Annotated in this window: 26 protein-coding genes and 1 pseudogene; 21 read left to right on the top strand and 6 right to left on the bottom strand. The window is 63.3% G+C overall.

Going from position 1 to position 25,520, the window contains the following annotated elements; translation table 11 throughout:
• Window positions 1–23 precede the first annotated feature (23 nt).
• The 9 genes from CVM73_RS11420 (at window position 24) to fabI (ending at window position 11,348) form a co-directional block, all read left to right on the top strand.
• Window positions 24–1,154 (top strand): acyl-CoA dehydrogenase family protein, encoded by a 1,131-nt coding sequence (locus tag CVM73_RS11420; RefSeq protein WP_100232097.1) that lies wholly within the window; start codon window positions 24–26, stop codon window positions 1,152–1,154.
• 15 nt (window positions 1,155–1,169) lie between these two features.
• Window positions 1,170–2,357 (top strand): acetyl-CoA C-acyltransferase, encoded by a 1,188-nt coding sequence (locus tag CVM73_RS11415; protein WP_100232096.1) that lies wholly within the window; start codon window positions 1,170–1,172, stop codon window positions 2,355–2,357.
• 23 nt (window positions 2,358–2,380) lie between these two features.
• Complete coding sequence (locus CVM73_RS11410) at window positions 2,381–3,385, top strand: NAD(P)H-dependent flavin oxidoreductase (protein WP_100232095.1); 1,005 nt, start codon at window positions 2,381–2,383, stop codon at window positions 3,383–3,385.
• 160 nt (window positions 3,386–3,545) lie between these two features.
• Window positions 3,546–4,706 carry an iron-containing alcohol dehydrogenase gene (locus CVM73_RS11405; RefSeq protein WP_100232094.1) on the top strand — a complete coding sequence of 387 codons (1,161 nt, stop codon included), beginning with the start codon at window positions 3,546–3,548 and terminating at the stop codon, window positions 4,704–4,706.
• Window positions 4,707–5,018: 312 nt separating this feature from the next.
• Entirely contained in the window at window positions 5,019–6,068 is a 1,050-nt protein-coding gene (locus CVM73_RS11400; RefSeq protein ID WP_100232159.1) for an AI-2E family transporter, read from the top strand.
• Between the two features lie 72 nt (window positions 6,069–6,140).
• Complete coding sequence (locus tag CVM73_RS11395) at window positions 6,141–8,357, top strand: DUF3141 domain-containing protein (protein ID WP_100232093.1); 2,217 nt, start codon at window positions 6,141–6,143, stop codon at window positions 8,355–8,357.
• 29 nt (window positions 8,358–8,386) lie between these two features.
• Entirely contained in the window at window positions 8,387–9,343 is a 957-nt protein-coding gene (locus CVM73_RS11390; RefSeq protein WP_100232092.1) for a phosphate acetyltransferase, read from the top strand.
• 5 nt (window positions 9,344–9,348) lie between these two features.
• Entirely contained in the window at window positions 9,349–10,563 is a 1,215-nt protein-coding gene (locus tag CVM73_RS11385) for an acetate/propionate family kinase (RefSeq protein WP_100232091.1), read from the top strand.
• Window positions 10,560–11,348 (top strand): enoyl-ACP reductase FabI, encoded by a 789-nt coding sequence (fabI, locus tag CVM73_RS11380; protein WP_100232090.1) that lies wholly within the window; start codon window positions 10,560–10,562, stop codon window positions 11,346–11,348. Before CVM73_RS11385 ends, fabI begins: the two co-directional genes overlap by 4 nt.
• Window positions 11,349–11,576: 228 nt before the next feature.
• On the opposite strand, the gene CVM73_RS11375 is transcribed toward fabI, so the two are convergent.
• The 3 genes from CVM73_RS11375 to CVM73_RS11365 are packed head-to-tail and all read right to left on the bottom strand — an operon-like array spanning window position 11,577 to window position 13,356.
• Window positions 11,577–12,035 (bottom strand): MaoC family dehydratase, encoded by a 459-nt coding sequence (locus tag CVM73_RS11375; RefSeq protein WP_100232089.1) that lies wholly within the window; start codon window positions 12,033–12,035, stop codon window positions 11,577–11,579.
• Window positions 12,036–12,048: 13 nt separating this feature from the next.
• On the bottom strand, window positions 12,049–12,699 hold the full coding sequence (locus CVM73_RS11370) for a 3-oxoacid CoA-transferase subunit B (protein WP_100232088.1): 651 nt from the start codon (window positions 12,697–12,699) through the stop codon (window positions 12,049–12,051).
• A gap of 3 nt (window positions 12,700–12,702) precedes the next feature.
• Complete coding sequence (locus CVM73_RS11365) at window positions 12,703–13,356, bottom strand: CoA transferase subunit A (protein ID WP_100232087.1); 654 nt, start codon at window positions 13,354–13,356, stop codon at window positions 12,703–12,705.
• Window positions 13,357–13,458: 102 nt separating this feature from the next.
• Here CVM73_RS11365 and CVM73_RS11360 point away from each other — a divergent pair.
• The 3 genes and pseudogenes from CVM73_RS11360 to CVM73_RS11350 form a co-directional block, all read left to right on the top strand.
• Window positions 13,459–13,620 (top strand): annotated as a pseudogene (locus tag CVM73_RS11360) (alpha/beta fold hydrolase); the annotation flags it as partial.
• Between the two features lie 7 nt (window positions 13,621–13,627).
• Window positions 13,628–13,804 carry a hypothetical protein gene (locus tag CVM73_RS40290; RefSeq protein ID WP_167406779.1) on the top strand — a complete coding sequence of 59 codons (177 nt, stop codon included), beginning with the start codon at window positions 13,628–13,630 and terminating at the stop codon, window positions 13,802–13,804.
• A 17-nt stretch (window positions 13,805–13,821) separates the two neighbouring features.
• Window positions 13,822–14,277: a potassium channel family protein gene (locus CVM73_RS11350; RefSeq protein ID WP_100232085.1), complete on the top strand. Its 456-nt coding sequence runs from the start codon at window positions 13,822–13,824 to the stop codon at window positions 14,275–14,277.
• Here CVM73_RS11350 and CVM73_RS11345 read toward each other — a convergent pair.
• The gene (locus CVM73_RS11345) at window positions 14,258–14,941 is read right to left on the bottom strand and encodes a helix-turn-helix domain-containing protein (RefSeq protein ID WP_100232084.1); all 684 of its coding nucleotides are present in this window, start codon (window positions 14,939–14,941) and stop codon (window positions 14,258–14,260) included. The two genes, CVM73_RS11350 and CVM73_RS11345, sit on opposite strands and share 20 nt — an antisense overlap.
• 256 nt (window positions 14,942–15,197) lie before the next feature.
• Between CVM73_RS11345 and CVM73_RS11340 the strand changes: the two genes are divergently transcribed.
• The 3 genes from CVM73_RS11340 to CVM73_RS11330 all read left to right on the top strand — a co-directional run bounded on the left by CVM73_RS11340 (window position 15,198) and on the right by CVM73_RS11330 (window position 17,041).
• Window positions 15,198–15,821 carry a response regulator transcription factor gene (locus tag CVM73_RS11340; protein ID WP_100232083.1) on the top strand — a complete coding sequence of 208 codons (624 nt, stop codon included), beginning with the start codon at window positions 15,198–15,200 and terminating at the stop codon, window positions 15,819–15,821.
• Window positions 15,822–15,997: 176 nt separating this feature from the next.
• Entirely contained in the window at window positions 15,998–16,384 is a 387-nt protein-coding gene (locus CVM73_RS11335) for a response regulator transcription factor (protein ID WP_100232082.1), read from the top strand.
• A 222-nt stretch (window positions 16,385–16,606) separates the two neighbouring features.
• Window positions 16,607–17,041: a hypothetical protein gene (locus CVM73_RS11330; protein WP_100232081.1), complete on the top strand. Its 435-nt coding sequence runs from the start codon at window positions 16,607–16,609 to the stop codon at window positions 17,039–17,041.
• Window positions 17,042–17,084: 43 nt separating this feature from the next.
• Here the strand turns inward: CVM73_RS11330 and ppk2 are convergent, their stop codons facing one another.
• Together ppk2 and CVM73_RS11320 are read right to left on the bottom strand one after the other, a co-directional pair.
• Window positions 17,085–17,885: a polyphosphate kinase 2 gene (ppk2, locus tag CVM73_RS11325; protein WP_100232080.1), complete on the bottom strand. Its 801-nt coding sequence runs from the start codon at window positions 17,883–17,885 to the stop codon at window positions 17,085–17,087.
• A 36-nt stretch (window positions 17,886–17,921) separates the two neighbouring features.
• Complete coding sequence (locus CVM73_RS11320) at window positions 17,922–18,374, bottom strand: hypothetical protein (protein WP_100232079.1); 453 nt, start codon at window positions 18,372–18,374, stop codon at window positions 17,922–17,924.
• 187 nt (window positions 18,375–18,561) lie between these two features.
• Here CVM73_RS11320 and CVM73_RS11315 point away from each other — a divergent pair, with 187 nt between their 5' ends.
• The 6 genes from CVM73_RS11315 to CVM73_RS11290 all read left to right on the top strand — a co-directional run bounded on the left by CVM73_RS11315 (window position 18,562) and on the right by CVM73_RS11290 (window position 25,319).
• Window positions 18,562–18,972 (top strand): hypothetical protein, encoded by a 411-nt coding sequence (locus tag CVM73_RS11315; protein WP_100232078.1) that lies wholly within the window; start codon window positions 18,562–18,564, stop codon window positions 18,970–18,972.
• Window positions 18,965–20,197, top strand: coding sequence for an HlyD family secretion protein (locus tag CVM73_RS11310; RefSeq protein WP_100232077.1), 1,233 nt, complete (start codon window positions 18,965–18,967; stop codon window positions 20,195–20,197). The genes CVM73_RS11315 and CVM73_RS11310 overlap by 8 nt, the downstream gene beginning before the upstream one ends.
• A gap of 54 nt (window positions 20,198–20,251) precedes the next feature.
• Window positions 20,252–22,132, top strand: a complete 1,881-nt coding sequence (locus tag CVM73_RS11305; protein WP_100232076.1) for a sensor histidine kinase — start codon at window positions 20,252–20,254, stop codon at window positions 22,130–22,132.
• Window positions 22,133–22,346: 214 nt separating this feature from the next.
• The gene (locus CVM73_RS11300; RefSeq protein ID WP_167406785.1) at window positions 22,347–23,960 is read left to right on the top strand and encodes a DUF3300 domain-containing protein; all 1,614 of its coding nucleotides are present in this window, start codon (window positions 22,347–22,349) and stop codon (window positions 23,958–23,960) included.
• Entirely contained in the window at window positions 23,957–24,871 is a 915-nt protein-coding gene (locus tag CVM73_RS11295; protein ID WP_100232074.1) for a DUF2950 domain-containing protein, read from the top strand. The genes CVM73_RS11300 and CVM73_RS11295 overlap by 4 nt, the downstream gene beginning before the upstream one ends.
• The gene (locus CVM73_RS11290; RefSeq protein WP_100232073.1) at window positions 24,855–25,319 is read left to right on the top strand and encodes a hypothetical protein; all 465 of its coding nucleotides are present in this window, start codon (window positions 24,855–24,857) and stop codon (window positions 25,317–25,319) included. The genes CVM73_RS11295 and CVM73_RS11290 overlap by 17 nt, the downstream gene beginning before the upstream one ends.
• The last annotated feature ends 201 nt before the right edge of the window (window positions 25,320–25,520 follow it).

Here is a 25,520-nt window from a genome sequence, read left to right as displayed (position 1 = left end):
CCACGGCGGATCGGGAGGATCGGATGGATATTCAGTTCACGGAAGAGCAGGAGCTGCTGCGATCCAGCGTCCAGCGCCTGCTGCGCGACCGGTATGATTTCGAGACGCGGCGCAAGATCGTGGCGAGCGAGGGCGGCTTCAGCCGCGAGCAATGGGACGCCTTCGCCGAGCTCGGCCTGCTCGCCGCGCCGTTCTCGGAGAACGCCGGCGGTCTCGGCGGCGGTCCGTTGTCGACCATGATCATCATGCATGAGTTCGGCCGTCACCTCGTCGTCGAGCCTTTCATCGAGACGGTGGTGCTGGCCGGCGGCCTGATCGAGCGCGTCGGCACGCCGGAACAGCAGCAAAGCTTCATCTCGGGCATCATCGACGGCAGCAAGATCTGGACGCTGGCCTGGGCCGAGAAGGGATCCCGTTTCGACCTCGCCAATGTCACGACAAGAGCACGGCGCGAGGGCAGCGGCTACGTTCTGAGCGGCGCCAAGACCACGGTGCTCGCGGCGCCCTGGGCGGACTATCTCATCGTCTCGGCGCGGACCTCCGGCGAGGACCGTGACCGCAGCGGCGTCAGCCTGTTCGTGGTCGACCGCCGCGCCGCTGGCCTTGATCTCCAGAGCTTCAAGACCATCGACGGCCGGCGGGCCGCGGAGATCGGCCTGCGCGAGGTCCGCGCGCAATTGCTCGGGCTGGAAGGCGAGGGCGTTGCCGCGCTGGAAGCCGGTCGCGACCGCGCCATCGGCGCGCTGTGCGCGGAAGCCGTCGGCGCCATCGGCGAACTGAACGCCGCGACGCTGGACTATTCGAAGACCCGCAAGCAGTTCGGCACCACCATCGGCTCCTTCCAGGTGCTCCAGCATCGCATGGTCGACATGTTCATCGCTCATCAGGAGGCGCTCTCCCTGATGCAGCATTTCAGCCTCAGCCTCAGCGCCGGTGATTCCGGCCTGTCGCGGCTCGCCTCCGGCGCCAAGTCGAAGATCGGCTATGCCGGCAAGTTCGTTGCCGACCAGGCGGTGCAGCTTCACGGCGGCATGGGAATGACCGACGAGCTCAACGTCGGGCACTATTTCAAGCGAATCTCCTCCATCAACATCCAGTTCGGCGATCCCGCGTTCCATGTGCTGCGTTACGCGCAGCTGGACGCGGCCGCGTAAACAGAAGAGGCGAGCATGGCCACTGAAGCAGTCATCGTTTCCACCGCAAGGACAGCCGTCGGCAAGGCCTATCGCGGCGCCCTCAACAACACGGATGGCCCGACCATGGCCGGCCATGTGATGGCCGAGGCGGTGAAGCGCGCCGGCATCGCACCGGGCGAGGTGGAAGACGTGGTGATGGGCTGTGCCATGCAGCAGGGCACCATGGTGATGAACGTGGCGCGCAAGGGGGCGATCCGCGCCGGACTGCCCGTCACGGTCGCCGGCACCACCATCGACCGGCAATGCGCGTCCGGCCTGCAGGCCATCGCGGTGGCCGCGCGGTCGGTGATGCTCGACGGGGTCGAGGTCGCGATCGGCGGCGGGATCGAGTCGATCAGCCTCGTGCAGAACGAGCACATGAACAAGTTCCACGCCGTCGACGACGAGCTGATGGCGATGAAGCCCGAGATGTACATGTCGATGCTCGAGACGGCGGAGGTCGTCGCCGAGCGCTACAACATCGGCCGCGACAAGCAGGATGAATACAGCCTCGAATGCCAGCGGCGCGTCGGCGCGGCGTTGCAGGCCGGCCGCTTCAACGACGAGATCGTGCCCTTCACGACCAGGATGGCGCTCGTCAACAAGGACACCAAGGAGATCACCTACGAGCAGGTGACGCTCACCAAAGACGAAGGCCCGCGTCCGGAAACCACCGCCGAAGGCCTCGCCAAGATCAAGCCGGTGTTCGAAGGCAAGACCATCAGCGCGGGCAATGCGAGCCAGCTTTCGGACGGCGCTTCGGCCTGCGTGATCATGAGCGACAAGATCGCGGCCAGGAAGGGCCTGAAGCCGCTCGGCATCTTTCGCGGCTTCGTCGCCGCCGGCGTCGAGCCGGACGAGATGGGCGTCGGCCCGGTCGCCGCGATCCCGCGCCTGCTCAAGCGCCACAACTTGAGGATCGACGACATCGATCTCTGGGAGCTCAACGAAGCTTATGCGGTGCAGGTGATCTATTGCCGCGACAAGCTCGGCATCGATCCCGACAAGCTCAACGTCAATGGCGGCTCGATCGCGATCGGACACCCCTACGGCATGACCGGTTCGCGCCTCACCGGCCATCTCCTGATCGAGGGCCGCCGGCGCAAGGCGAAATACGGCGTGGTGACCATGTGCATCGGCGGCGGCATGGGCGCGGCCGGTCTGTTTGAAATCATTCAGTAAGCGGAAACGCGGGGAGGTCTTTCGTGAAGACAGCGATCACTGAACTGTTCGGCATCGAGCATCCCATCATCCAGGGCGGCATGCACTATGTCGGCTTCGCCGAGATGGCGGCTGCAGTGTCGAACGCGGGCGGTCTTGGCCTGATCACCGGCCTCACGCAGCGTACGCCGGAGCTGCTGGCCAAGGAGATCGCACGCTGCCGGGACATGACGGACAAGCCGTTCGGCGTGAATCTGACCTTCCTGCCGACCTTCAGCGCGCCGCCCTATCCGGAATATATCGCGGCCATTAGGGAAGGCGGTGTCAAGATCGTCGAAACGGCCGGGCGCAGCCCCGAACAGTACATGCCGGCGCTCAAGGCAGGCGGCATCAAGGTGATCCACAAATGCACGTCGGTCCGGCATTCGCTGAAAGCCGAGCAGATCGGCTGCGATGCCGTCAGCGTCGATGGGTTCGAGTGTGGCGGTCATCCGGGGGAGGACGACATTCCCAACATGATCCTGCTGCCGCGTGCCGCCGAGGAACTCAAGATTCCCTTCGTTGCGTCCGGCGGCATGGCAGACGCGCGGAGCCTGGTTGCGGCGCTCGCAATGGGCGCCGCGGGAATGAACATGGGCACGCGCTTTATCGCCACCAAGGAAGCGCCGGTGCACGAGAACGTCAAGAACGCGTTGGTCGCCGCATCCGAGCTCGACACACGCCTGGTGATGCGGGCGCTCCGGAATACCGAGCGGGTCTTGAATAACAAGGGCGTTGAGCATCTGCTCGATGTCGAGCGAGAGAAGGGCAAGAGCCTCAAGATCGATGACATCCATGACCAGGTGGCGGGCGTCTATCCCAGGGTGATGATCGACGGCGAGATGGATGCGGGCGCCTGGAGCTGCGGCATGGTCGTCGGGCTCATTCACGACATTCCGACGGTGAAGGAGCTGATCGACCGCATCATGGCGGATGCCGAGCGGCTGATCAGGGAGCGGCTTACGGGATTCCTGGACGCCGACAGCGAGGAAGCTCTGAAGGTAGCCTAAAGGCGCGCGACGCAGCGAGGCGGGTGGCAGAAGATCGGATCGAGGTCGACACCGGCACGAATGAGTTGCTCCGCGGGGTCCGGCATCGCGAAAGATAGAATGACGATTGTCATCGATCAATAATCTCGACTTCGACAAGCGTTCCGATGGGAGGACAAGAATGCGCAAGACCGGTGTACACAATTTTCCCGCAATTGATCGCGTCGTCTATGGAAAAGCGGCATCTGAAGCCATCGACGAAGAGGCGGAGCGGCTCACGGCAAAGCGCGTCTTCCTCATCGTCAGTCGAACCTTGAATGCCCAGACCGGTGAGATCGAGAAAATCCGGCGCACGCTCGGCGACAAGCATGTGGCGACTTTCGACGGGATAGCGCAGCATACGACGCGCAAGCAGGCTGCGGAGGTTGCCCGCCACGCAAAGGAGACGCAGGCCGACCTGGTCGTGGCTGTCGGTGGTGGCTCTGCCGTCGATCTCGCCAAGATCGTCATCATGGCCATGGAGCACGACATCCGCGATGAAGCAGGCTTCGATCCCTTTCCAATGGGGCCAGGCGCGAGCGTTTCTCCGTTCCGCCCACCGACAGTCCGTCAGATCGCAGTGCCATCCACGCTGAATGGCGGCGAATACAATGCCGCGGCGCTCGTCACCGACGAGCGCAGCAAGCTGAAGCAGATCTTCTTTCACCCCCACATGATGCCGGTGGCGATCATCCTCGACCCCGTCCTCACGCTTCATACCCCTTCAAAACTCTGGATGGGATCGGGCACGCGCTCGATGGATCACGGCATCGAGGCGTTGTGCTCGCCTGCCGGTACCCCGTTGGCGGACGAAGTCGTGCTCGCGGGTATCCGAGCCCTGCGCGAAGGAATGCTCCAGACACTGCATCGCCCCGATGATGTCGAGGCTCGTCGCCTGTCTCAGTACGGCTCATGGCTTGCCTCATATGGGCTGCAGGCGCGCGTTCCCATGGGGGCAAGTCACGGCATCGGTCACGTGCTTGGAGGGACTTTCGACGTTCCCCACTACTATTGCACGCCAGTCATCATGCCGAGCCTTCTTCGCTACAACAAGCCATTCACCGAGGATGCGCAGAAGCGCTTGGCGGCGGCGCTCGGAGCCCCCGGCGGCGATGCCGCAGATGCTTTCTCGGAATTCGCCAGAACACTTGGACTGCCTGGCCGTCTTGCAGATGTCGGCATCGGAGAGGACAAGTTCGAGGGGATCAGCAAGATCGCAATCAATCATCGCTTCGTGAAAGCCAATCCGCGTCCGTTCAATGGCGAAGGCGACATCGTCGATTTGCTGCGAATGGCCGCTTAGCTCTGATAGAGCGAAGACCGCGGCGGTCCTTCGAGCGCTCGTCAGGCGGCTCGAGCGGCTCGATCTCCGCCGCGATCTGCGGATCAAGAATCCCTTTACCGCCGTATTCGTCCATAGCGTCCATCTCCGACGACGACCTCGGATGGTTTCCAAGCCTGCGCCCCAAGTCAGGCCTCTTGCCGGCTCGATCGCTTGATCTGGATCAAGATCGCTTTGTAAAGGCGCCGGCTAGGGTGCGGATCGTGTGTGCCGTTCGACGGGAATAAAGGCGCGGCCGTGAAGACACTTCGTCAGCTGGTGACCGGCGAAGACATGATCCAGCTTGTCGTCCGGCTTGGGCTGCTGGCTGTTCTGATCATCTGGACCCTCGTCCTGATCCGACCGTTTGTCACGATCCTCGCCTGGGCCGTCGTGCTTGCGGTCGCGCTCAATCCGGTCTTCGTGCTGCTTGCCAAGGCCTTAGGCGGTCGCCCGAAGCTCGCGGCAGGGCTTCTCACCGCAATCAGTCTCGCGATTCTCATCGGTCCGGCGACCTGGCTTGGAATGGGCGCGGTGGATGGGGTCAAGGATTTTGCCGGGCAGCTGGCTGCTGGCGAGATCGCCATCCCGTCGCCGCCCGAAAATATCCAGAGCTGGCCCCTGGTTGGACCGCAGCTCTATACGTTTTGGGACGAGGCTTCGACCAATCTCCGCTCTGTACTTCGCCAGATCACGCCCTATCTGAAGCCGTTCGCCGGCCCGCTATTGGGGCTTGCCGGCGATGCCGGTGTAGGCGCAATCAAGTTCCTGTTGTCGGTGGCGGTGGCCGGACTGATGTTACCTTATGGGCAACATCTTGTGGCGGCCGGCAGGGGATTTCTGTCGCGGATCGTTCCCGAGCAGAGCGAGCATTTCTTGGACCTCGCAGGCGGAACTATCCGTGCGGTATCGCAGGGCGTGATCGGTATCGCGGTCATCCAGGCTCTGCTGGCCGGAATCGGATTCAAGCTCGCCGGCATTCCGATCGCCGGCCTTCTGGCGTTCATTGTATTGCTGCTGTCTATCGTACAGATCGGCGGAGCGATCGTGATGCTGCCGGTGATCATTTGGATCTGGGCAGCGAAGGACGTCACCACGGCACTGCTGCTGACGCTTTTCCTGGGAATCGTCGGCGTGCTCGACAACATCTTGAAACCGCTGGTGATGGGGCGCGGCCTGACCACACCGACATTGGTGATCCTGATCGGCGTGATCGGCGGCACGTTGGCGCATGGCATGGTGGGCCTTTTCATCGGACCGATCATTCTATCGGTGAGCTGGGAGCTTGCGGTCGCCTGGATCCGCCTCGACCGCGCGGCATCGAACGTGATCGCCAAATCTTGACCTGTTGACCTAAATCAACGTTTCGCAGCGCAGCGCGCCTTGTATGCAGCGAAACGCGAGCGAGGTCGGAACATGTCGATGGAAACTCCAAGCCTACCGGGCGGTCCCATCTCCGGGCTCGTCGCCTCGGCCGTTGAATACATGATCGATGCCGGACAGCGCAGCGTGCTGTTCCTGGACATCATGCGCCGGCGCGGGGACCAATATCGCGAGCACGTCGCCCAGACCGCGCCGCACGTTCTGCAATTTGCCGCGGAATTGATCATCGACGGCCGCAGGCTTGATCCACCGGTCAATTATGCGCTGGTCCGCATCATTCCGCCCAAGGGGGTCGAACTCGATCTTGAACGGCGGCCATTCGTCATCGTCGATCCGCGCGCCGGCCACGGCCCTGGTATCGGCGGCTTCAAGGCCGACAGCGAGATCGGCGTCGCCATGAAGGCGGGGCATCCCTGCTACTTCATCGGTTTCTTGCCGGAGCCCATGCCGGGACAGACCATCGAGCGCATCGCGCGCGCCGAAGCGCTCTTCATCGAAAAAGTCATCAGCCTGCATCCGAAGGCCGACGGCAAGCCCTGCGTGATCGGCAATTGTCAGGCCGGCTGGGCCGTCATGATCCTGGCCTCGCTGCGGCCGGAGCTGTTCGGGCCGCTGATCGTCGCCGGCGCGCCGCTCGCTTATTGGGCCGGTGTGCACGGCAAATATCCGATGCGTTATTCGGGGGGCCTGCTCGGTGGAAGCTGGCTGACCGCGCTCGCCAGCGATCTTGGCGGCGGCAAGTTCGACGGCGCGTGGCTGGTGCAGAACTTCGAGAACCAGAATCCATCGAACACGCTGTGGACCAAGCAATACAACGTCTATTCCAAGGTGGACAGCGAGGCTGACCGCTACCTCGAATTCGAGCGCTGGTGGGGCGGGCACGTCAACCTGAACGCCGAGGAGATCCAGTTCATCGTCGACGAGCTTTTCGTGGGCAACAATCTCGCGGCCGGCAAGATCGAAATGTCCGACGGCCAGAAGGTGGATCTGCGTAACATCCGCTCGCCGATCGTGGTGTTCTGCTCGAAGGGCGACAACATCACCCCGCCGCAACAGGCGCTTGGCTGGATCCTCGATTGCTACGCCGATGTCGACGAGATCAGGGCCTATGGGCAGACCATCGTCTACACCGTTCACGAAAGCATCGGCCATCTCGGCATCTTCGTCTCCGGCGGTGTGGCCAAGAAGGAGCATGCTGAATTCTCCAGCAATATCGACCTGATCGACGTGCTTCCGCCGGGGCTCTACGAGGCGACGTTCGAAGCCAAGGGTGAGGAGACGGCGAGCTCGGACATGGTCGTTGGCAATTGGGTGATGCGCTGCGAGGCACGTACGATCGAGGACATCCGCGCCATGGGTGGCAATTCGCCGGAGGACGAGCGGCGATTTGCCGCCGCCAAGCGGGTCTCCGAGATCAATCTGGCCGCCTATCAGAGATTCATTCAGCCCTGGATCAGGAAGATGGTGACGCCTGAGATGGCGGAGACGATGCGCAACCTGCATCCCCTGCGGTTCCAGTACGAGGCGCTCAGCAGCAAGAACCCGCTGATGAACGCGGTGAAGTCGGCCGCCGACGAGATCGAGGACGACCGCAAGCCGGTGTCGAAGGACAATCCGTTCCTGGCCTTCCAGGAGCACATGTCCAAGCAGATCGTTCATGCCCTCGACAGCTGGCGCGATGCGACTGAAGCTCTCAGCGAGGCGGTCTTCCTCAACGTGTACGGTTCGCCGGCCCTGCAGGCGGCGCTCGGGATCGATCCGAAGTCGGAGCCGTCGCGCCGGCGCGAAATGTCGGCGGAGCACCGTGCGATGCTCGAAGGGAAGATTGCCGAGCTGAAATCGAAGATTGGCGAGGGAGGCTTGCGCGAAGCGGCCATTCGCAGCCTGCTCTACATTGGCTCGGCGCGGGGAATGGTGGATGAACGAAGCATCGAGGCGCTGCGGCAGGTTCGCCGGGACTACAGCGGTCCGCAATTGACCCTGACGCAGTTCAAGATGCTGGTGCGCGAGCAGTTCTTCCTGCTGTTGCTCGATCGCGAAGCAGCCCTGGCCGCGATTCCCAAGATGCTGCCGGAGGACCTCAACAAGCGGCGCGCGGTTCTTGGCGCGATGCGCGAGGTGCTGTCAGCCAGCGGCGAGATCACGGGTGAACGTGCGAGCCGGCTCCAGCGCATTGTCGCATTGTTCGGCGTCGACGAGGAGGCGTCGTCGAACGTCGCCCCTTTCGATCCAAAGGCAAGAGCATCGTAGCGGCCGGGGAGAGGAGCGGGAGCAGCATCATGTCAACGGACGCAACACCATCTCCCAGCAAGTATGACCGGCTGATCGCGGCGGCGAAGGCACTGCCACCGATGCCGACCATCGTGGTGCATCCCTGCGACGAGACCTCGCTGCGCGGCGCGATCGACAGTGCGCAGGCCGGCATCATTCGCCCGATCCTGGTCGGTCCCGCCGGCAAGATTGGGGACACGGCGAAGAAGTTCGGTCTCGACGTCGCGGGGTTCGAGATCGTCGACGCCGCCCACAGTGATGAGTCCGCCGCCAAAGGCGTCGAGCTGATCCACGCGGCCCGCGGCGAGATGCTGATGAAGGGAAGCTTGCACACCGACGAGCTGATGCGGGCCGTCACCGCGAAGGTTGGAGGCCTGCGCACCAAGCGCCGCATCAGCCATGTCTTCGTGATGGACGTGCCGGCCTATGCCGAGACGATCTTTGTCACCGATGCGGCCATCAACATCTTCCCCGATCTCGATGCCAAGCGCGACATCATCCAGAACGCGATCGATCTCTACACCCAGACCGGCTTCGGCAAGCAACCGCGCGTCGCGATCCTGTCGGCGGTCGAGACCGTCACGGCAAAGATCCCCTCGACGATCGAGGCGGCGGCGCTGTGCAAGATGGCGGATCGCGGACAGATCACCGGTGGGCTGCTGGACGGACCGCTGGCCTTCGACAACGCCATCGATCCGGAGGCGGCGCGCATCAAGGGCATCAAGTCCGAGGTCGCAGGCCGCGCGCAGATCCTGGTCGTTCCCGATCTCGAAGCCGGCAACATGCTGGCAAAGAATCTCGCTTATTTCGCCAGGGCCGACGGTGCCGGCATCGTGCTCGGCGCGCGCGTGCCGGTCGTGCTCACCTCGCGAGCGGACAGCCCGCGCGCCCGGATGGCGTCCTGTGCGGTGGCCGCACTCTACGCTCACGGACGGCGCCAGCATTCGCCAACCATTGCCGCGTGACCGCCATGGACACCATCCTCGTCGTCAATGCCGGCTCCTCCAGCGTCAAGTTCCAGGTCTTTTCGATCGAGGGCGAGGGCAGGCTGCGGCGACAGATCAAGGGGCAGGTCGACGGCATCGGCAGCCGTCCGCGGTTGCGGGCCAGCGGGACGAGTGGCGATCCCATGGCCGATCGGGCGTACCCGATCGAGGCGGTCGCGGACGTGCCGGCCGCGATGGGGCTTGCGGGCAATTGGCTGCGCGAGGAGCTTCGCATCCACCCGATCGCCGTCGGACATCGCGTCGTGCATGGCGGGCCGGACTATGAGCGGCCGGTGCTGATCGACCACGGCGTGGTCGCCCGCCTGGAACGGTTCATCAGCCTCGCGCCATTGCACCAACCGCACAATCTGGCGCCGATCCGCTCGGTTCTCGCAAATTTCCCGTCCCTGCCGCAGGTCGCCTGTTTCGATACCGCCTTCCATCGCACGCATGCTGCCGTCGCCGATCACTATGCAATCCCGCACCAGCTCCATGCGGAGGGCGTGCGGCGCTACGGCTTTCACGGACTGTCCTACGAGTATATCGCCAAGACCCTATCGCAGATCGCGCCCGACCTCGCGAAGCAGCGGGTGATTGTCGCGCATCTCGGCAGCGGTGCCTCGATGTGCGCGATCAAGAACGGACGAAGCGTCGAAAGCACCATGGGCTTCACCGCCTTGGACGGACTGCCGATGGGCACCCGGCCGGGCCAGATCGATCCCGGCGTCGTGCTCTATCTCATGACCGAGAAGGGTATGTCGGCCTCCGACATGCAGAATTTTCTCTACCGCGACTGCGGCTTGAAGGGGCTTTCCGGCGTCAGCAACGACATGCGCGAGCTGGAAGCGAGCAAGGATCCCAAAGCGAAGCTGGCCATCGACCATTTCGTCTACCGGATCGGCCTTAACACGGGCATGCTCGCGGCGGCCTTGCAGGGTCTGGACGCCTTCGTCTTCACGGCCGGCATCGGCGAGAACTCCGCGACCATTCGCGCACGCGTGGTCGCCCAGCTCGGTTGGCTCGGGATGACCCTCGACCAGACGGAAAACGCCAGGCACGCGCGCCTGATTTCGCGGTCCGACGGTTCCATTCCGGTCTACGTCGTGCCGACCGACGAGGAGCTGATGATCGCGCAGCATACCTTGTCGCTCCTCATGAACAGACCGTCGAGCCACCCCCAACAAGCGAGGGCGTCATGATTCCCGTCTATCCGGAGACCAAGATCGCGCTGAAGGGCAAGAAGGGCCTCGTCGTCGGCATCGCCAACGATCAATCCATCGCCTGGGGCTGCGCCAGGGCGTTTCGCGCGCTCGGTGCGGAGCTTGCGGTGACTTACCTCAACGACCGCGCCAAGAAGCATGTCGAACCGCTCGCGCAGGCGCTGCAGGCGCCGATCTTCATGCCGCTCGATGTCATGACCGAAGGCCAGACCGAGCAGGTGTTCGCGAGGATCGCGAAGGAGTGGGGCCAGCTTGATTTCCTGCTGCATTCGATCGCCTTCTCACCCAAGGAGGCGCTGCACGGCCGTGTCGTCGATGTCGGCCGCGACGGCTTCCTCAAGACCATGGAGGTCTCCTGCTGGTCGTTCCTGCGGATGGCGCATCTGGCCGAGCCGCTGATGAAGAACGGCGGCACCATGTTCACGATGACCTACTACGGCAGCCAGATGGTGGTGGAGAACTACAACATCATGGGCGTCGCCAAGGCCGCGCTGGAAGCCGCCGTCCGTTACGCCGCCGCGGAACTCGGGCCCAAAGGCATCCGCGTGCACGCGATCTCCCCGGGCCCGCTTGCCACGCGCGCGGCCTCGGGCATTCCCGAGTTCGACGAGCTGATGGACAAGGCGCAGTCCAAGGCACCATCGCGCAGCCTCGTCAGCATCGATGATGTCGGCAACGCCACCGCCTTCCTGGCGCTCGACGGCGCCAAGCTGATCACCGGTGGCGTGCTCTACATCGACGGCGGCTATCACATCATCGATTGAATGCCTTGCCGCAGCCCGGTTGGAGCGAAGTCCGGGAAGGGACTTGCTCCGATACACGCTTTCTTCGCTCCATCCGGGCGACGGCATCGTGCTGCCACCTGCTGCCGATGATGGCGCAATACCCTGATCTGCCCGACGCGTCAGATTGTTCGGAGAAGACGCAGACCATCGCCCGGCCAACTCGGGCTACTTTGCATGGGGTTGTTTTTCAGAATTTGCGCACACCGATCAGCGATAGTGCAGGGCGATCAGCTCGGCCACGCAGGCCGGCTTCTTGCCGCCTTCGATCTCGATCACGAGGTGGTAGTTCACGCGCAGGCCGTCGGGCGGAACGTCCTCGGCTTCGGCAATCGTCACGCGGCCGCGCACCCGCGAGCCCGCCGGCACCGGCGCCAGGTATCTGATCCGGTCGGCTCCGTAGTTGAGCGTGTTGCGCAGGCCCTTCAGGCCCATTACGGAGCGGACGAACATTGGCGCGAGCGAGAGCGACAGCAGCCCGTGAGCAATGGTCCTTCCACCAGGCATCTCCACCTTGGCGCGCTCCTGGTCGACGTGGATCCACTGCTCGTCGCAGGTCGCATCCGCGAACTTGTTGATACGATCCTGGGTGATCTCGATCCAGTCGCTGACGCCGATCTCGGTACCGACCGCGGCTTTGATTTCCTTGAAATCGCTGAATATCCGCATGCTTCTGGCCTCTTCAGAGCTTCATTTCCGGGACCTTGTCGGGAACGACGAGCTCGGCCTCCGTCACCGCCATGACCTCGCCGACACTGACGCCGGGTGCCGTCTCGAGCAGCGTCCCTTTGCCGTCGGGGAAGCCGATCACGGCGAGATCGGTGACGACCAGATCGATTGGCCGTGCCGAGGTCAGGGGCAGGCTGCACTTTTTCACGATCTTCGATTTGCCCTTGGCTGCGTGCTGCATGGCGACGATGACGCGCTTGGCGCCGCTCACGAGATCCATCGCGCCGCCCATGCCCGGCACCATCTTGCCAGGGATCATCCAGTTGGCGAGAAGCCCATGCGCATCGACTTGCAGGCCGCCGAGGACGGTGACGTCGACATGTCCGGCGCGGATCAATCCGAACGACATCGCGCTGTCGAACGTGCAGGCGCCAGGCAGTGCGCTGATCGGCCGACCTCCGGCGTCGGTGAGGAGCGGGTGCTCCATGCCTTGCTCGGGGATCGGACCGGTGCCGATCAGGCCGTTCTCCGACTGGAAGAACACCTTCAGATCGGGCGACACGTAGTTGGCGACCAGCGTCGGAATGCCGATGCCGAGATTGACGAGGTTGCCGGCGCGCAGCTCCTGCGCGACTCGTCGGGCGATGATCTCCTGTGCATCCATGGATCACCCGTTCGAATTTGTGATGATGTAGTCGACCAGCGGCGCGGGCGTCATCACGTGATCGGGCGCGATGACACCCACCGGCACGATGTGCTCCGCGGTCACGATCACGGTGTCCGCCGCCATCGCCATGACCGGATTGAAATTGCGGGAGGTCAGCGCATAAGCGAGGTTGCCGAGGTAGTCGGCGAGGAAGGCGTGCACCAGCGCGAACTGCGCCCGCAGCGCGGTCTCGAGCAGATACGGCTTGCCATCGACCTCGATCTGCCGCTTGCCCTCCGCGACCAGCGTACCGACGCCGGTTGGGGTGAGCACCCCGCCCAGGCCGCAGCCGCCGGCGCGAATGCGCTCGGCGAAGGTGCCCTGTGGAATCAGATCGACGGCGATCCGGTTGGCCAGCATCTGCTGTTGGGCCTTGGGATTGAGCCCGATATGCGTTGCGGTCAACCGCGAGACGAGCGTCGCATCGAACAGCTTGCCCACGCCTTTTCCAGGCGTTGCCGCGTCGTTGCAGATGACGGTCAGATTGCCCTTCTTCTGCCGGACCACCTCGTCGAGCAGGCGCTCCGGCGTTCCGACCCCCATGAAGCCGCCGACCATGACGCTGGCGCCATCCGGGATCATCGCGACGGCTTCTTCGACGGAAACGGCCTTCATGGTCGACCCTCCAGTCTGTTCCTCGATCCGATGTTGGCGAGCGGGCTCTCCACTCCCTTGATCTGCGTCAAGGCTTCGCCGCGCTATCGTCAGATCCTGTCGGCGGATTTGCGCACCATGGCGGCAGCGATGCCCGACAGCCGGCTCGTGGTGGTGCCCGGCATCGGTCATTCCATGAATCTCGAATTGTCGGCGCTCTATGCCGGCTATTTCGGGGCCTGGTTCGGAGGACTTTCGAAAGAGTGCGATGTTACAAGGGGGTGAGACTGTGATGGCCGATACGACCAAGCTCTCGGTTGAAAAGGCGCTGGAAAGGCTGCGAAGCAGCGAGCACGTCAACTCGAGGAGCCAGCGTCGCGACGAAAGGACTGAGGAGCTCAGCGAAGAAATCAAGCGCATGAGAGCTCAGAGGCGGCGCCTGGACCAGCCACCGCGCAAGCGCAGCTGAAGCCGGTTCGGTCCGGCATGGCGCTTCAATTCCTGCTCGTCGCGCTCGTCAGCGCGATCAACATCATGATCCACGCGCTCGTGACCGTGGGAGCCATCAGCATCGCCCGAGCCGCCGGGTATCGGCACACGGTGCGGCCGAGATTACACCTGATGGCCGTCATGGTCGCCACCGCCACGGCGCTGATGCTGGCGCACACGCTGGAGGTCCTGGTCTGGGCGTTGGCTTATCGCATCGTCGGCGCGGCGCCCCCGGGCAGCGAGTTGCTCTATTTCACCTTCGTCAACTACACCACGCTCGGCTACGGCGACATCACGCCGGTGCAGGACTGGCGGCTGCTAGGCCCGATGACCGCGATGAACGGCATCCTGCTGTTCGGCTGGTCGACCGCCGTCCTGTTCGAGGTTCTGCGCAAGACGCTGGAGCACCTTGCGGCGGTCGATGCACCCGGATTCAGTCCTGAAGATCGATAGTCGCGAGCTGCTGCCGGTCCAGCAGCACGATCTGGCGCTGCGTATTGCCGAGGAAGCCAATGACGCCGAGCTCGTGCAGACGCGACAGGGCGCGCGAGACGGTCTCCAGCGTGAGGCCGAGGTAGTCGGCGATGTCGCGCCGCGACATCGGCAACGCCATGACGGCGGAGGCCGCAATTCGTTTGTCCATTTCGAGCAGGAAAGCCGCGACCCGTTCAAGCGAGGTCTTCCGGCCCAGGAGCAGCATGTGGTCCTCGGCATGCTGGAGGTTGTTCGTGGTCATGCAGAGCAGGTTCTTGGCTACCATGACGTCGCTATCGGCTACGGTTTCCAGGCTCTGGCGCCTGATCAGGCGGACGGTCGTTTCCACGATGGCTTCGGCAGTGAAGCGATGAGAAGCGCCGTTCTCCAGTCCGAAGATGTCGCCGACGAGGTGAAATGCGCCGATCTGGCGGCGCCCATCCGACAAGAGCTTGTAGCTCCTGACGGCGCCCGTCTTGACCTGATAGACGTACTCGGCCGATTCCTTCTCGCCGTAGATCTCGGTGCCCTTTTTGTAAGTAAATTCGTTTAAGCTCACGATCGGATTTGAGCTACTTGTCATTCCGAAGTCGTTGAGCGAATTGGGAAGAGAGAGCGGGGCGGTCGTGATGCGTAAGAACATGGGCCAACTCCTCAGGAGGAATCGCTGAATTGGACTTGGAATTGTCATCCGGGAATGCGCCGCGCTATCCCACTCCCGCTGAAGTTGATGTTCGACCAGGGAGTTATTTCAGACCATTGTCCGAGTGTTCATTGTACCAAAGGACAGTGCGGCAGGGATGGTGCGCTCCGTGGGAAAAACGTCAGCCTTTCTGCTCCGGTTTGCGAAATTGGGCATATGATCGGCATCAAAAGGGTTCTGGTTTGAAGAGGGCAATTTGCCTGGCCTCGTTCACGTAGTTGACGACGACGCCTCGTTTCGCACGGCGATCGAGCGGCGCCTGAAGCTTTCCGGCTATGATGTCGCAACCTATGCATCGGCGCAGGACCTGCTCGACCGCCTGCCGGACGACAGCAGGCCCGGCTGCATCCTGCTGGACGTGCGGATCCCCGGGCTGAGCGGACCGGAGCTACAGAGCCGTCTGATCGAGCTCGGCTCGACGGTCCCGATCGTATTCCTGACCGGATACGCCGATACGCCGACGACCGTCCGGGCCATCAAGGCGGGTGCCGAGGATTTCCTGACCAAGCCGGTATCGTCGGAGCAGCTGATCGACGCGATCGAGCGCGCTTTGGCCCGGCAGGAGGCCGGCCGGCATCATCACCGGAAGCTCGAATCGCTCCGCGCGCTCGTTGCGACGCTGACGCCGCGCGAGCATCAGGTGTTCGATCTGATCGTGCGGGGCAAGATCAACAAGCAGATCGGCCACGAGCTTGGAACGACCGAGCGCACCATCAAGGCTCATCGTCATCAGGTGATGGAGAAGATGCAGGTGCGCTCGCTGGCGGAACTGGTTTCGATCGCGGAGCGGCTCGGCTTGCTCGATGCCGACAAGGCTTAGGAAGGCTGGTTGTCGGCTCGCGGTGCCAACCGCATGACCTGTACCAAGGGACAACATCATACTTTATTGACAGGTAGCGGGAGGGGGTGAGCTAATGTCTTAGCTGTCGGCCGACAATAGCGATCAGAGCCAGAGCTGATGATGTCTGGCAATGCGTCCAACGAAGGCCGACCAAATTGCCCGGAAACAAGTGCATTTTCGTCGTCGATGACGATCCGTCGGTGCGGATCAGCATGAAGCGGCTGCTTCGCGAGCACGGCTTCAGCGTCATGCTGTTCGAATCGGCGAACGCGCTGCTTGAGCATGGTGACCTGGACGACGCGATCTGCGCAATCCTTGACATCAACCTGGGTGATCATTCGGGCATCGATCTGCGCCGGCGTCTGACAGATGATGGCGTTTCACTGCCGGTCATCTTCATCACGGGAAACGACAGTCCTACAAATCGCTTGGCCGCGATCGAGTCGGGATGCGCGGCCTATCTCACCAAGCCGTTTGCCGCGCACACGCTGATCGAGTCGATCGAAAAGGCCTGCGCCGGAATTACGCCGGTCGCACAATGACGCCGACCCAGTGGGGTGAGCGGCGCGATCCCACTTCACGCGAGGGGCTTGAAATAGATCTCGTTGATCTCGATCAACAGCGGAGTGCAGGGTTTCGGCTCACGTGCCCTGGATCGGATTCCCGGTCGGCTACGCCGTCTCGGGCATCCTGCTCACCGTGTTCGGCTACTTCGCAATGATCTTGGCTCAGTAATCAGCGTGACCACACAGGGGAAAGAACTCATGAGAAAACTTGCTACACGCCTCGCTCTTGCCGCCCTGCTCGCCGGTGTTGCCGGTATCAGCACGCCGTCGCGTGCTGATACCGGCCAGGTCGCTGTCGTCTTCACCAAGGGCGGCTTCATCGTCGGCGTGGGCGGCGGTGAGGGCGTCCTGCTATACCGGGGCAAGAAATACCCGTTCACCGTCTCCGGCATGAGCGTCGGATTGACGGTGGGAGCATCGACCACCAAGTTCGTCGGCCGCGCGCTCAATCTGAAGGGGCCGGCATCCATCGAAGGGTCGTATGCCGTGGGAGGAGCGGGTGGGGCGGTCGCCGCAGGTGCTGGTGCCGTCCAGCTGCAGAACAGCAATGGCGTGATCCTCCAGCTCAGCGGACCGCGCGTCGGGGCGGAAGTGTCGGCCGCCGTCGGCGGCGTCACGATCCGTCTGAAGTGATCCGAACAGGCGACGGGCTGCGCCACCGCAGCCCGCTCGTCTTTCAATATCGTTCGGCGACGAAATTCATTCCCTTCAGGCTGGTCTGGTCGTTGTAGCGTCCCTTATCGGCGCGCTGCGGCAGCTTGACCTTGTCCTTCCTGATGCGCTTGTAGGGGATGGCGCCGAGAATGTGGGCGATGCAGTTCAGCCGCGCCTTTCGTTTGTCGTCGGAGCGGACGATGTACCAGGGCGCATCCCTCGTGTTGGTCTTCTTCAGCATCAGATCGCGCGCCCGCGAATAGTCATACCACCGCCGGAACGATTCCAGATCCATCGGGCTCAGCTTCCACTGCCGCACCGGATCGTCGATGCGGGCCTTGAAGCGGCGCTCCTGCTCGTCCATCCCGACCTCGAGCCAGATCTTGATCAGCATGATGCCGCCGTCGATGATGTATTTCTCCATTTGCGGACACAGCGTGAGAAACCGCTCGTGCTCGGCGGGCGTGCAGAAGCCCATGACGTATTCGACGCCGGCGCGGTTGTACCAGCTGCGGTCGAAGATCACGATCTCGCCACCGGCCGGGAATTGCTGCATGTAGCGCTGGAAGAAGAGCTGCGTCTTCTCGCGGTCGGATGGCGCGGGCAGCGCGACGGTGCGGAACACGCGCGGGCTGACCTTTTCCGTGATCGCCTTGATGGTTCCGCCCTTGCCGGCGGCATCGCGGCCCTCGAACAGGACGATGACCCGAAGCTTGTTGGCCTTCACATAATCTTGGAGATGGCAGAGCTCGACCTGGAGCTTTGCCAGCTCCTTCTCATAGGCCTTTCGCTTCATTCGACCGTCAGACCCGTCCTTGGCCATGCGCACCCTTTCTGGCTGACAGCGACGAGGCGAGGCTCAGTCGCCCCAGGAGATCGTGATGCCGACGTCGCCGGGCATGCCGCCCGGGAAATCGATGATCTGGTAGGCGATGCGATAGCCGCGTGGCTTCAGATAATCGGTCCAGAGCTGGAAGATTTCCTTCGGAATGCCGGTCAGGGTGTTCTCCCAGCCCGCCTCCTGCTGATTGATCGCGCGGCCCTTGTCGGTGCAAAGCGTATTCGGGAAGCGATAGACGTGCACCTCGGTCAGTCCGTTGCGGACGGCCCGCTGGATGATGGTCGAAGCGAGCTTGATCTTCTCTTCCTCGGTCTTGCCGGACGGCTTGCCCAGCCGTTCGATCAGCGCGCGCTTCTCCGCTTCCGCGGCGGCGGCAAGACGGGCGTACTCCTCGGCCTTTTCGGCCTCCTTGAGGGCTGCCTCTTTGCGGATCTGGGTGGCGCTGGGAATGAGCTCATCGAGACCGGGCATGGCTTGCGGCTCCTAAAGTGGCTGTTGCAATTCAGTGTTCCGCGTTAGGCTAGGTCCGGCAGGCGGCATTCCCTTGATTCAAATCAAGCAACCCGCAATGGGCCTTTACACACTGCCACTGCGCTCGGCCCCTGCTTAGGGCCGGAATCCTGATCGGGAGAGACCATTGAGCGAGCAGCTTCATCCGATGGCCCCGCACCATCTGCCGTTCTTTCTCGCGCCCGGCAGCGGGACCGACACATTGATGGTGATCATGAGTATCTTCCTGGTCGGAATCGTGCTCTGGGTCGGCACGCTCTACTGGAAGCTGCACAGCTTGCCCGAGCGCATGGCGCACAAGTCGCAGAAGCTGCAGTTCGAGTTCGTCGCCGTGCTCGGCCTGATCTCGCTCTTTACCCATATGCATATCTTCTGGGTGGCGGGCTTGCTGCTCGCGCTGATCGACATTCCCGATTTCGGCACACCGCTGCGCAGCATCGCCGATTCCGTCGAGAAGATCGCGGACGCGACGCCGGGAGAGGAGCCGGCGACACCGCAAGCAAGCGCGCCGCCGGACAAGCCGGATGTCGTCAGGGAAAGGGAGCCCAGCCATGTTTGAGCTCATGTTTTGCTCCCTGCTCACGATCCTGCCCGATTACCTCTGCCGCCGCTACGTCCAGGGCAAGCGCTTCGGCAAAGAGATCACCTTCTTCTCCGTATGGTACGAGCTGAGGTGGGGGATCACCGGCTGCCTGATGCTCACGGTCTCTCTGATCACGATGATCTTCTATTTCCACCCGGCAACCGACTCGGCGATGCTCTATTACCGGACGGTGCCGGTCCTGCCCGAGGGCTCGGGGCGGGTTGCGGAGGTCAAGGTCGGCTTGAGCCAGGCGGTCAGGAAGGGCGAGGTGCTGTTCACGTTGGACAGCTCCAGACAGCAGGCCGCGGTCGAAACTGCCAGGCGCAAGATTGCCGAGGTGGAGGCTGCCATGGAGGCGGCCAAGGCCGACGTGGTCAAGGCCGAGGCGCAGACCGAGGAAGCCAAGGCGAATTACCAGCAGGCCAAGGATGAGTTGGACACCAAATCCGATCTGCAGCGCCGCAATCCCGGTATCGTTCCGCAACGCGATATTGAAAAGCTCCAGGTCCTGGTCAGTCAGCGGCAGTCGGGTATCGATGCCGCAGCGGCCGCCAAGGAATCGGCCACCTTGCAAGTCTCGACGCTGCTGCCCGCGCAGAAAGCGAGTGCCGTGGCGGCGCTGGACCAAGCCCAGGTCGATCTCGACAAGACCGTCGTCCGCGCCGGCGTGGACGGACGCGTCGAGCAGTTTCTGGTCCGGCCAGGGGACGTCGTCAATCAGCTGATGCGTCCTGCCGGCGTGCTGATCCCGGAAGGTGCGGGGCGGAAGGTTCTGCAAGCCGGCTTCGGCCAGATCGAGGCCCAGGTGATGAAGGAAGGCATGGTCGCGGAAGCGACCTGCATCTCCAAGCCATGGGTCATCATCCCGATGGTGGTCACGACCGTTCAGGACTACATCGCCGCCGGACAGTTCCAGGCCGGCCAGCAACTGCTCGAGGCGCAGAATGCCGTCAAGCCGGGCACGATCCTCGCGTTTCTGGAGCCGCTCTACAAAGGCGGGCTCGATGGCGTGACGCCCGGCAGCGCGTGCATCGTCAATGCCTACACAAGCAATCACGAGGAGATCAACGCCAAGGGCACCTCGACCGGCCGCGCGATCGCGCTGCATGTCGTTGACGGCGTCGGCCTCGTGCACGCGCTGTTGCTGCGCATCCAGGCCTTGCTGCTGCCGATCAAGACGCTGGTACTGAGCGGACATTGACAAGATCTGGCGCGTTGCTCGTTTGCATCGCGCCAGCCCGATGTGGGAGACAGGATGATCGGGCATGTCGTCATGATTGCGCGGGGATGGCGCTCGTGGGGATTGTGCCTGGCTTTTTGTTGCTTGCTGTCCGTTGCGACATTTCCGGCAACGTTGGCCATTGGCGCCGAGCCGAAGCGAGTTCTCCTGCTGCATTCCTTCGGTCGCGACTTCCTGCCCTGGAGCGAGTATGCCCGCAGCATCAAGGCCAATCTCGAGCAGCGATCCCCATGGCCACTCGATATTCATGAACACACGCTGCTGACCGCGCGGTTCACCGCGCCGGGCCCCGAAGGGCCGTTCGTCGAATATCTGCGCTCACTCTATCAGGGCCGCCCGCCGGACATCGTGATGAGTGTCGGAGGGCCGGCGGCGGGCTTCATTCAAAGGCATCGCCGCGAGCTGTTTCCGAAGGCGCCGATGGTGCTGACGACGGTCGAGGAGCGGCTGATCGACAGAGCGGGTCTCACTGACAACGATACCGTTGTTCCGGTCCGTAACGATTTCATCGTGGCGTTCCGCAACGTCCTGCAGGTTCTGCCGGATACTCGAGCGATTGCCCTCGTCATCGGCGCATCGGCGCTGGAGAAATTCTGGCTGGAGGAGGTCAAGAAGGATGCCAGGCCGCTCGAAGGCCGGGTGTCGTTCATCTGGTACGGAGACCTGCCTTTCGAGGATATCCTGAAGCAGGTATCGAGACTCCCGGAGCATACGGTCCTGTTCTGGGGCCTGATGTCGGTCGACGCGGCTGGCGTCGTTCACGACGGCAATGTCGCGCTCCATCGCCTCCATGCCGTCGCGAATGCGCCGATCTTCTGCTTTGAGGAAGCATTTTTCGGACGCGATATCGTCGGCGGTCCCATGCATTCGATTCCCGAACTGGCCCAGAAGACCGTCGATGCGGCGCTCCGCATTCTCGGCGGCGAGAAGCCTGCCAATGTCAAAGTCGAGCCGATTGAATACGCCACCCCGAAATACGATTGGCGCGAACTGCAGCGCTGGGGAATCGAGGAGAGCAACCTGCCGCAGGGCAGCGAGATCCTGTTTCGCGAGCCGGGCATCTGGGAGAGATACCGCTGGCAGATGGCATCGATTGCCGCGGTGATCCTGATCCAGGCGAGTCTCATCAGCGGTTTGCTTCATGAGCGCCGGCGGCGGCGCATGGCCGAGGTCGAGTCGCGGCAGCGGCTGTCAGAGCTTGCGCATGTCAACCGCTACGCAGCTGTCGGCGAGCTGACGACGTCGATCGCGCATGAGCTGAACCAGCCGCTCGGCGCTATCCTCACCAACGCCGAGACGGCGGAACTGATGTTGAAGGGCACCTCGCCGGACCTCCAGGAGCTCCGCGAAATTCTCGCCGATATCAGGCGCGACGACCAGCGAGCCAGCGAGGTGATCCGCCGCCTGCGCAGTGTGCTGAAGAGGACGCCGTTCGAAGTCCGGAGCATCGATCTGAACGAGACGGTGAGCGAGGTGATGGGTTTTGTCGCCGACGTGGCTGCTGGACGCGATGTCGCCCTGAGCTTCTATGCTCCTCCCGCTAATGTTCTGTGCGTCAAGGGTGATCCCATCCAGCTTCAGCAGGTCATCCTCAATCTGATCCTCAATGCGCTCGATGCGATCTCTGAAGCGGAGTCCGGAAAGCGCGAGGTGAGCGTGATGACCAGCCGTGCGGGCCATCTTGCCGAGATCAGGATCAGTGACACCGGAGTCGGTATTGCCGTCGACGATCTCAAGAGCATCTTCGAGCCATTCTTCACAACCAAGCCGCTGGGCATGGGCATGGGATTGACGATCGTCCGGAGCATCGTCGAAGCGCATGGCGGGACGATTTCCGCCGAGAACCAGCCCTTCGGGGGAGCCCTGTTCACGATCCGGCTTCCGATCGTGCACTAGAGCATGATCCGGAAAAGTGTGCAGCGGTTTTCCGAAAAGATCATGCTCAGACAATAACCCAAAGCGCGATGACGATTCATCCTAATCTCATCGCGCTTTAGGTTCTTGCGCCGCGGCAGGCAGGCGTCGGGCCCGCGGCCGTTTCCTTGATCTTTGTCAATGAATGCGTCTTTCGCGGTCTCATGTTCTTAGAATGACTGTGATGGAGGACGCGATGATCCGCTGCGGCAAGACGTTGATCGCGCTTGCGCTGTTGCTGGCCGTGCCGGGGGGAGTCTGTGCTCAGACGACCCTGCCGGCCGCGCCTGCTCCCCAGACGCAACCGGCGCCGGCTGCCGAATTGCTGAAGCCCGAGCAGCTCGAAGCCCTGGTCGCGCCGATCGCTCTTTATCCCGACACACTCCTTGCGAACGTGCTGGCGGCCTCGACGTATCCGCTGGAGGTGGTGCAGGCCGATCGCTGGCTGAAGGAGCGCAAGAGCCTGAGGGGAGATGCGCTCAGGACCGAAGTCGAGAAGCAGTCGTGGGACGACAGCGTCAAGGCGCTCGCGAGCACCGCGGATGTCCTGACGATGATGAGCGACAAGCTCGACTGGACCAAGAGTCTCGGAGATGCGTTCCTCGCGCAGCAGCCCGACGTGATGGACGCGATCCAGCGGCTGCGCACCAAGGCCTATGACAACAAGAAGCTGGTCACGACCAAGCAGCAGAGGGTCAGCATCCAGACCCAGGAAAGCAAGCAGGTGGTGGTGATCGAGCAGGCCGATCCGCAGGCGATCTACGTGCCTTATTACGATCCGGCGACGGTTTACGGCGCGTGGCCCTATGAGGCCTATCCGCCATACTATTTCGGTTATCCGTCCTATATCGGCGCCGGCGTGGTGGCCGCCGGCATCGCCTTCGGCACCGCCTGGGCGATCGGACGCTGGGGCAATTACTGGGGCGGCGGCTGCAACTGGGGTAATCGCAACGTCTACGTCAACCACCGCACCGCCAACATCAACACCGGCTGGCAGCACAATCCGGCGCACCGTCAGGGCGTGCGCTACAACAACACCAATGTTCAGCAGCGCTTCGGCAACAACAATCTGAAGGCCGGCGCATCGGACAGGATGGATTTCCGCGGACGTGACGGACAGCAGGTGTTGCGTCCCGATCAGGGTGCGGGAGATCGCGCAGGCGACCGCGCTGGTGATCGTGGCGGACCGGGTGACCGTGCTGGCGACCGGGCAGGAGATCGCGCAGGCGATCGCGGCGATCGGCCTGGCGGCGGCGACCGTGCTGGTGCCGCGGATCGCGCCAAGGGCGGCGGCGATCGCGCGAAAGCCGCGAGCCGCGGCGGCGGTGCAGCGAGCCGCGGCGGTGGCGGCAATCGCGGTGGCGCGATGAACGTGTCGTCCGGTCGATCGGCGGCCGCGGCATCAGCGCGCGGGCGGTCCAGCATGGCGAGCATGCCGCGTGGCGGCGGCGGTCCGAGCATGGCCGGCCGAGGTGGCGGAGGCGGAATGGCAATGCGTGGCGGTGGCGGCGGCGGTTTCCGCGGAGGTGGTGGCGGTGGCCGGCGCTCCGACATCGCGCTGAAGCACGACATCGTCCTGCTCGGCCACCTCGCCAACGGCCTCGGCTATTATCGCTTCAGCTATATCGGCGGCGACAAGGCCTATGTCGGCGTGATGGCTCAGGAGGTCGAGCAGGTGATGCCCGACGCTGTGGCCCGCGGCAACGATGGTTATCTGCGCGTCTACTATGAAAAGCTTGGGCTGACATTCCGCACCTACCGCGACTGGCTCGCCGGCGGCGCGAAGCTCCCCGCGGAGGTGATGCCATGATCGGTCTGACGTTGTTTCGCCGCACGGTGTTGCCGGGCATGATGGTGCTGGCGCTGCTTGGCTCTGCGGCCGAGGCACAGCAATCCTACAAAACGCCGGAGGACGCGGCCGCAGCGCTGGCCGCGGCGGTCAAGAGCGGACCTCGCGACATCCTGAAAGTGCTCGGCGGCGCGGCCGAGGACATCGTCTCCTCCGGTGACGAGATCGCCGACGACGATATCCGCCAGCGCTTCACCTCGATGTATGACGCCAAGCACGGCATCAAGGCGGAGGGCAACAAGAGCGCGACCCTCATCCTGGGGCCCGACGATTTCCCGTTCCCGATTCCGCTGATCAATACCAAGGCGGGTTGGGAATTCGACACCGACGAAGGACGCATCGAAGTGCTTCGCCGTCGCATCGGGCGCAACGAGCTCGACGCGATCCAGACCGCGCTCGCTTTCGTCGACGCGCAGAACGAATATGCGGACAAGGACCGCGGCGAGGGCGCCGGCGTCTACGCACAGCGCATCGTCTCCTCCCCCGGCAAGAAGGATGGATTGTTCTGGCGCGACGACAGCGATCCCAGTCCGCTCGGAGCCGTGGCCGCGCAAGCCTCGCGTGAGGGCTACAAAGCCGGCGAGGCAATGACGCCCTATCACGGCTACTACTTTCGCATCCTGAAGGGGCAGGGGCCGGATGCCCCGGGCGGCGCGCTGAACTACGTCGTCAAGGGCAAGATGATCGGCGGCTTCGCGCTGATCGCTTGGCCCGCCGAATACGGCAATTCCGGTGTGATGACCTTCCTCGTCAATCACGCTGGCGTTGTCTATCAGAAAGACCTGGGGCGACGGACCGAGTTCATCGCCCAGCGCACGACATTGTTCGACCCGGACCAGACCTGGAAGAAAATCGATGCGCAAAAGCCATGATATGAGCGCGAGCTTCCGCACGAGGTTCGTTCGCCTTGCGGCGATTACATTCCTCGCTTTCACGATTCCGGCTACTCCGTCCTTCGCACAAGCCGCCGGGCACGTGCGGGTCAAGATCGTGAAGGCAGGCCTGCTCGTCGGCGGAGGTGCCGGCAACGGGGTGCTGACCTATCGCGGTCGCAACTACCCCTTTCGCGTCACAGGAATGAGCCTCGGGATCACGGCCGGCGCGACTGCCGGCCGCCTGGAAGGCTGGGCCTCCGGCATCAGGGATATCAGCGATTTCGCCGGCACTTACAGCTCCGTAGGCGGTGGCGCCGCCCTGGTCGGAGGTATCGGCGGCGTCCACCTGCGAAACGACAATGGCGTCGTGATGGTGCTGCAAGGGCCGAAGGCCGGGCTGGAGATGGCCGCCAATCTCAGCGCGATAACGATTTCGCTGAAGTAGGCCAATTCGCGTTCCAGCACCCGACAACCGAGGCCAGCCGCAGGTTCGTCGGTCAGAATGAATTCCGCCCGGCGGCGCCCGGCGCGCAGGAACTCTTGCATATGGTCGAAGATTGACTCCGCGGGCCAGCGTCGCCGCCGATGGCTGGCCTGCACGGCCCCGCCTCCAAGCCCCCCGTACCCCCCAGGGTGGGGCCGTGCT

The organism is Bradyrhizobium forestalis (assembly GCF_002795245.1).
Lineage (GTDB): Bacteria > Pseudomonadota > Alphaproteobacteria > Rhizobiales > Xanthobacteraceae > Bradyrhizobium > Bradyrhizobium forestalis.
Note: the sequence above shows the minus strand (reverse complement) of the source record. Positions and strands in the feature narration are given on the sequence as shown.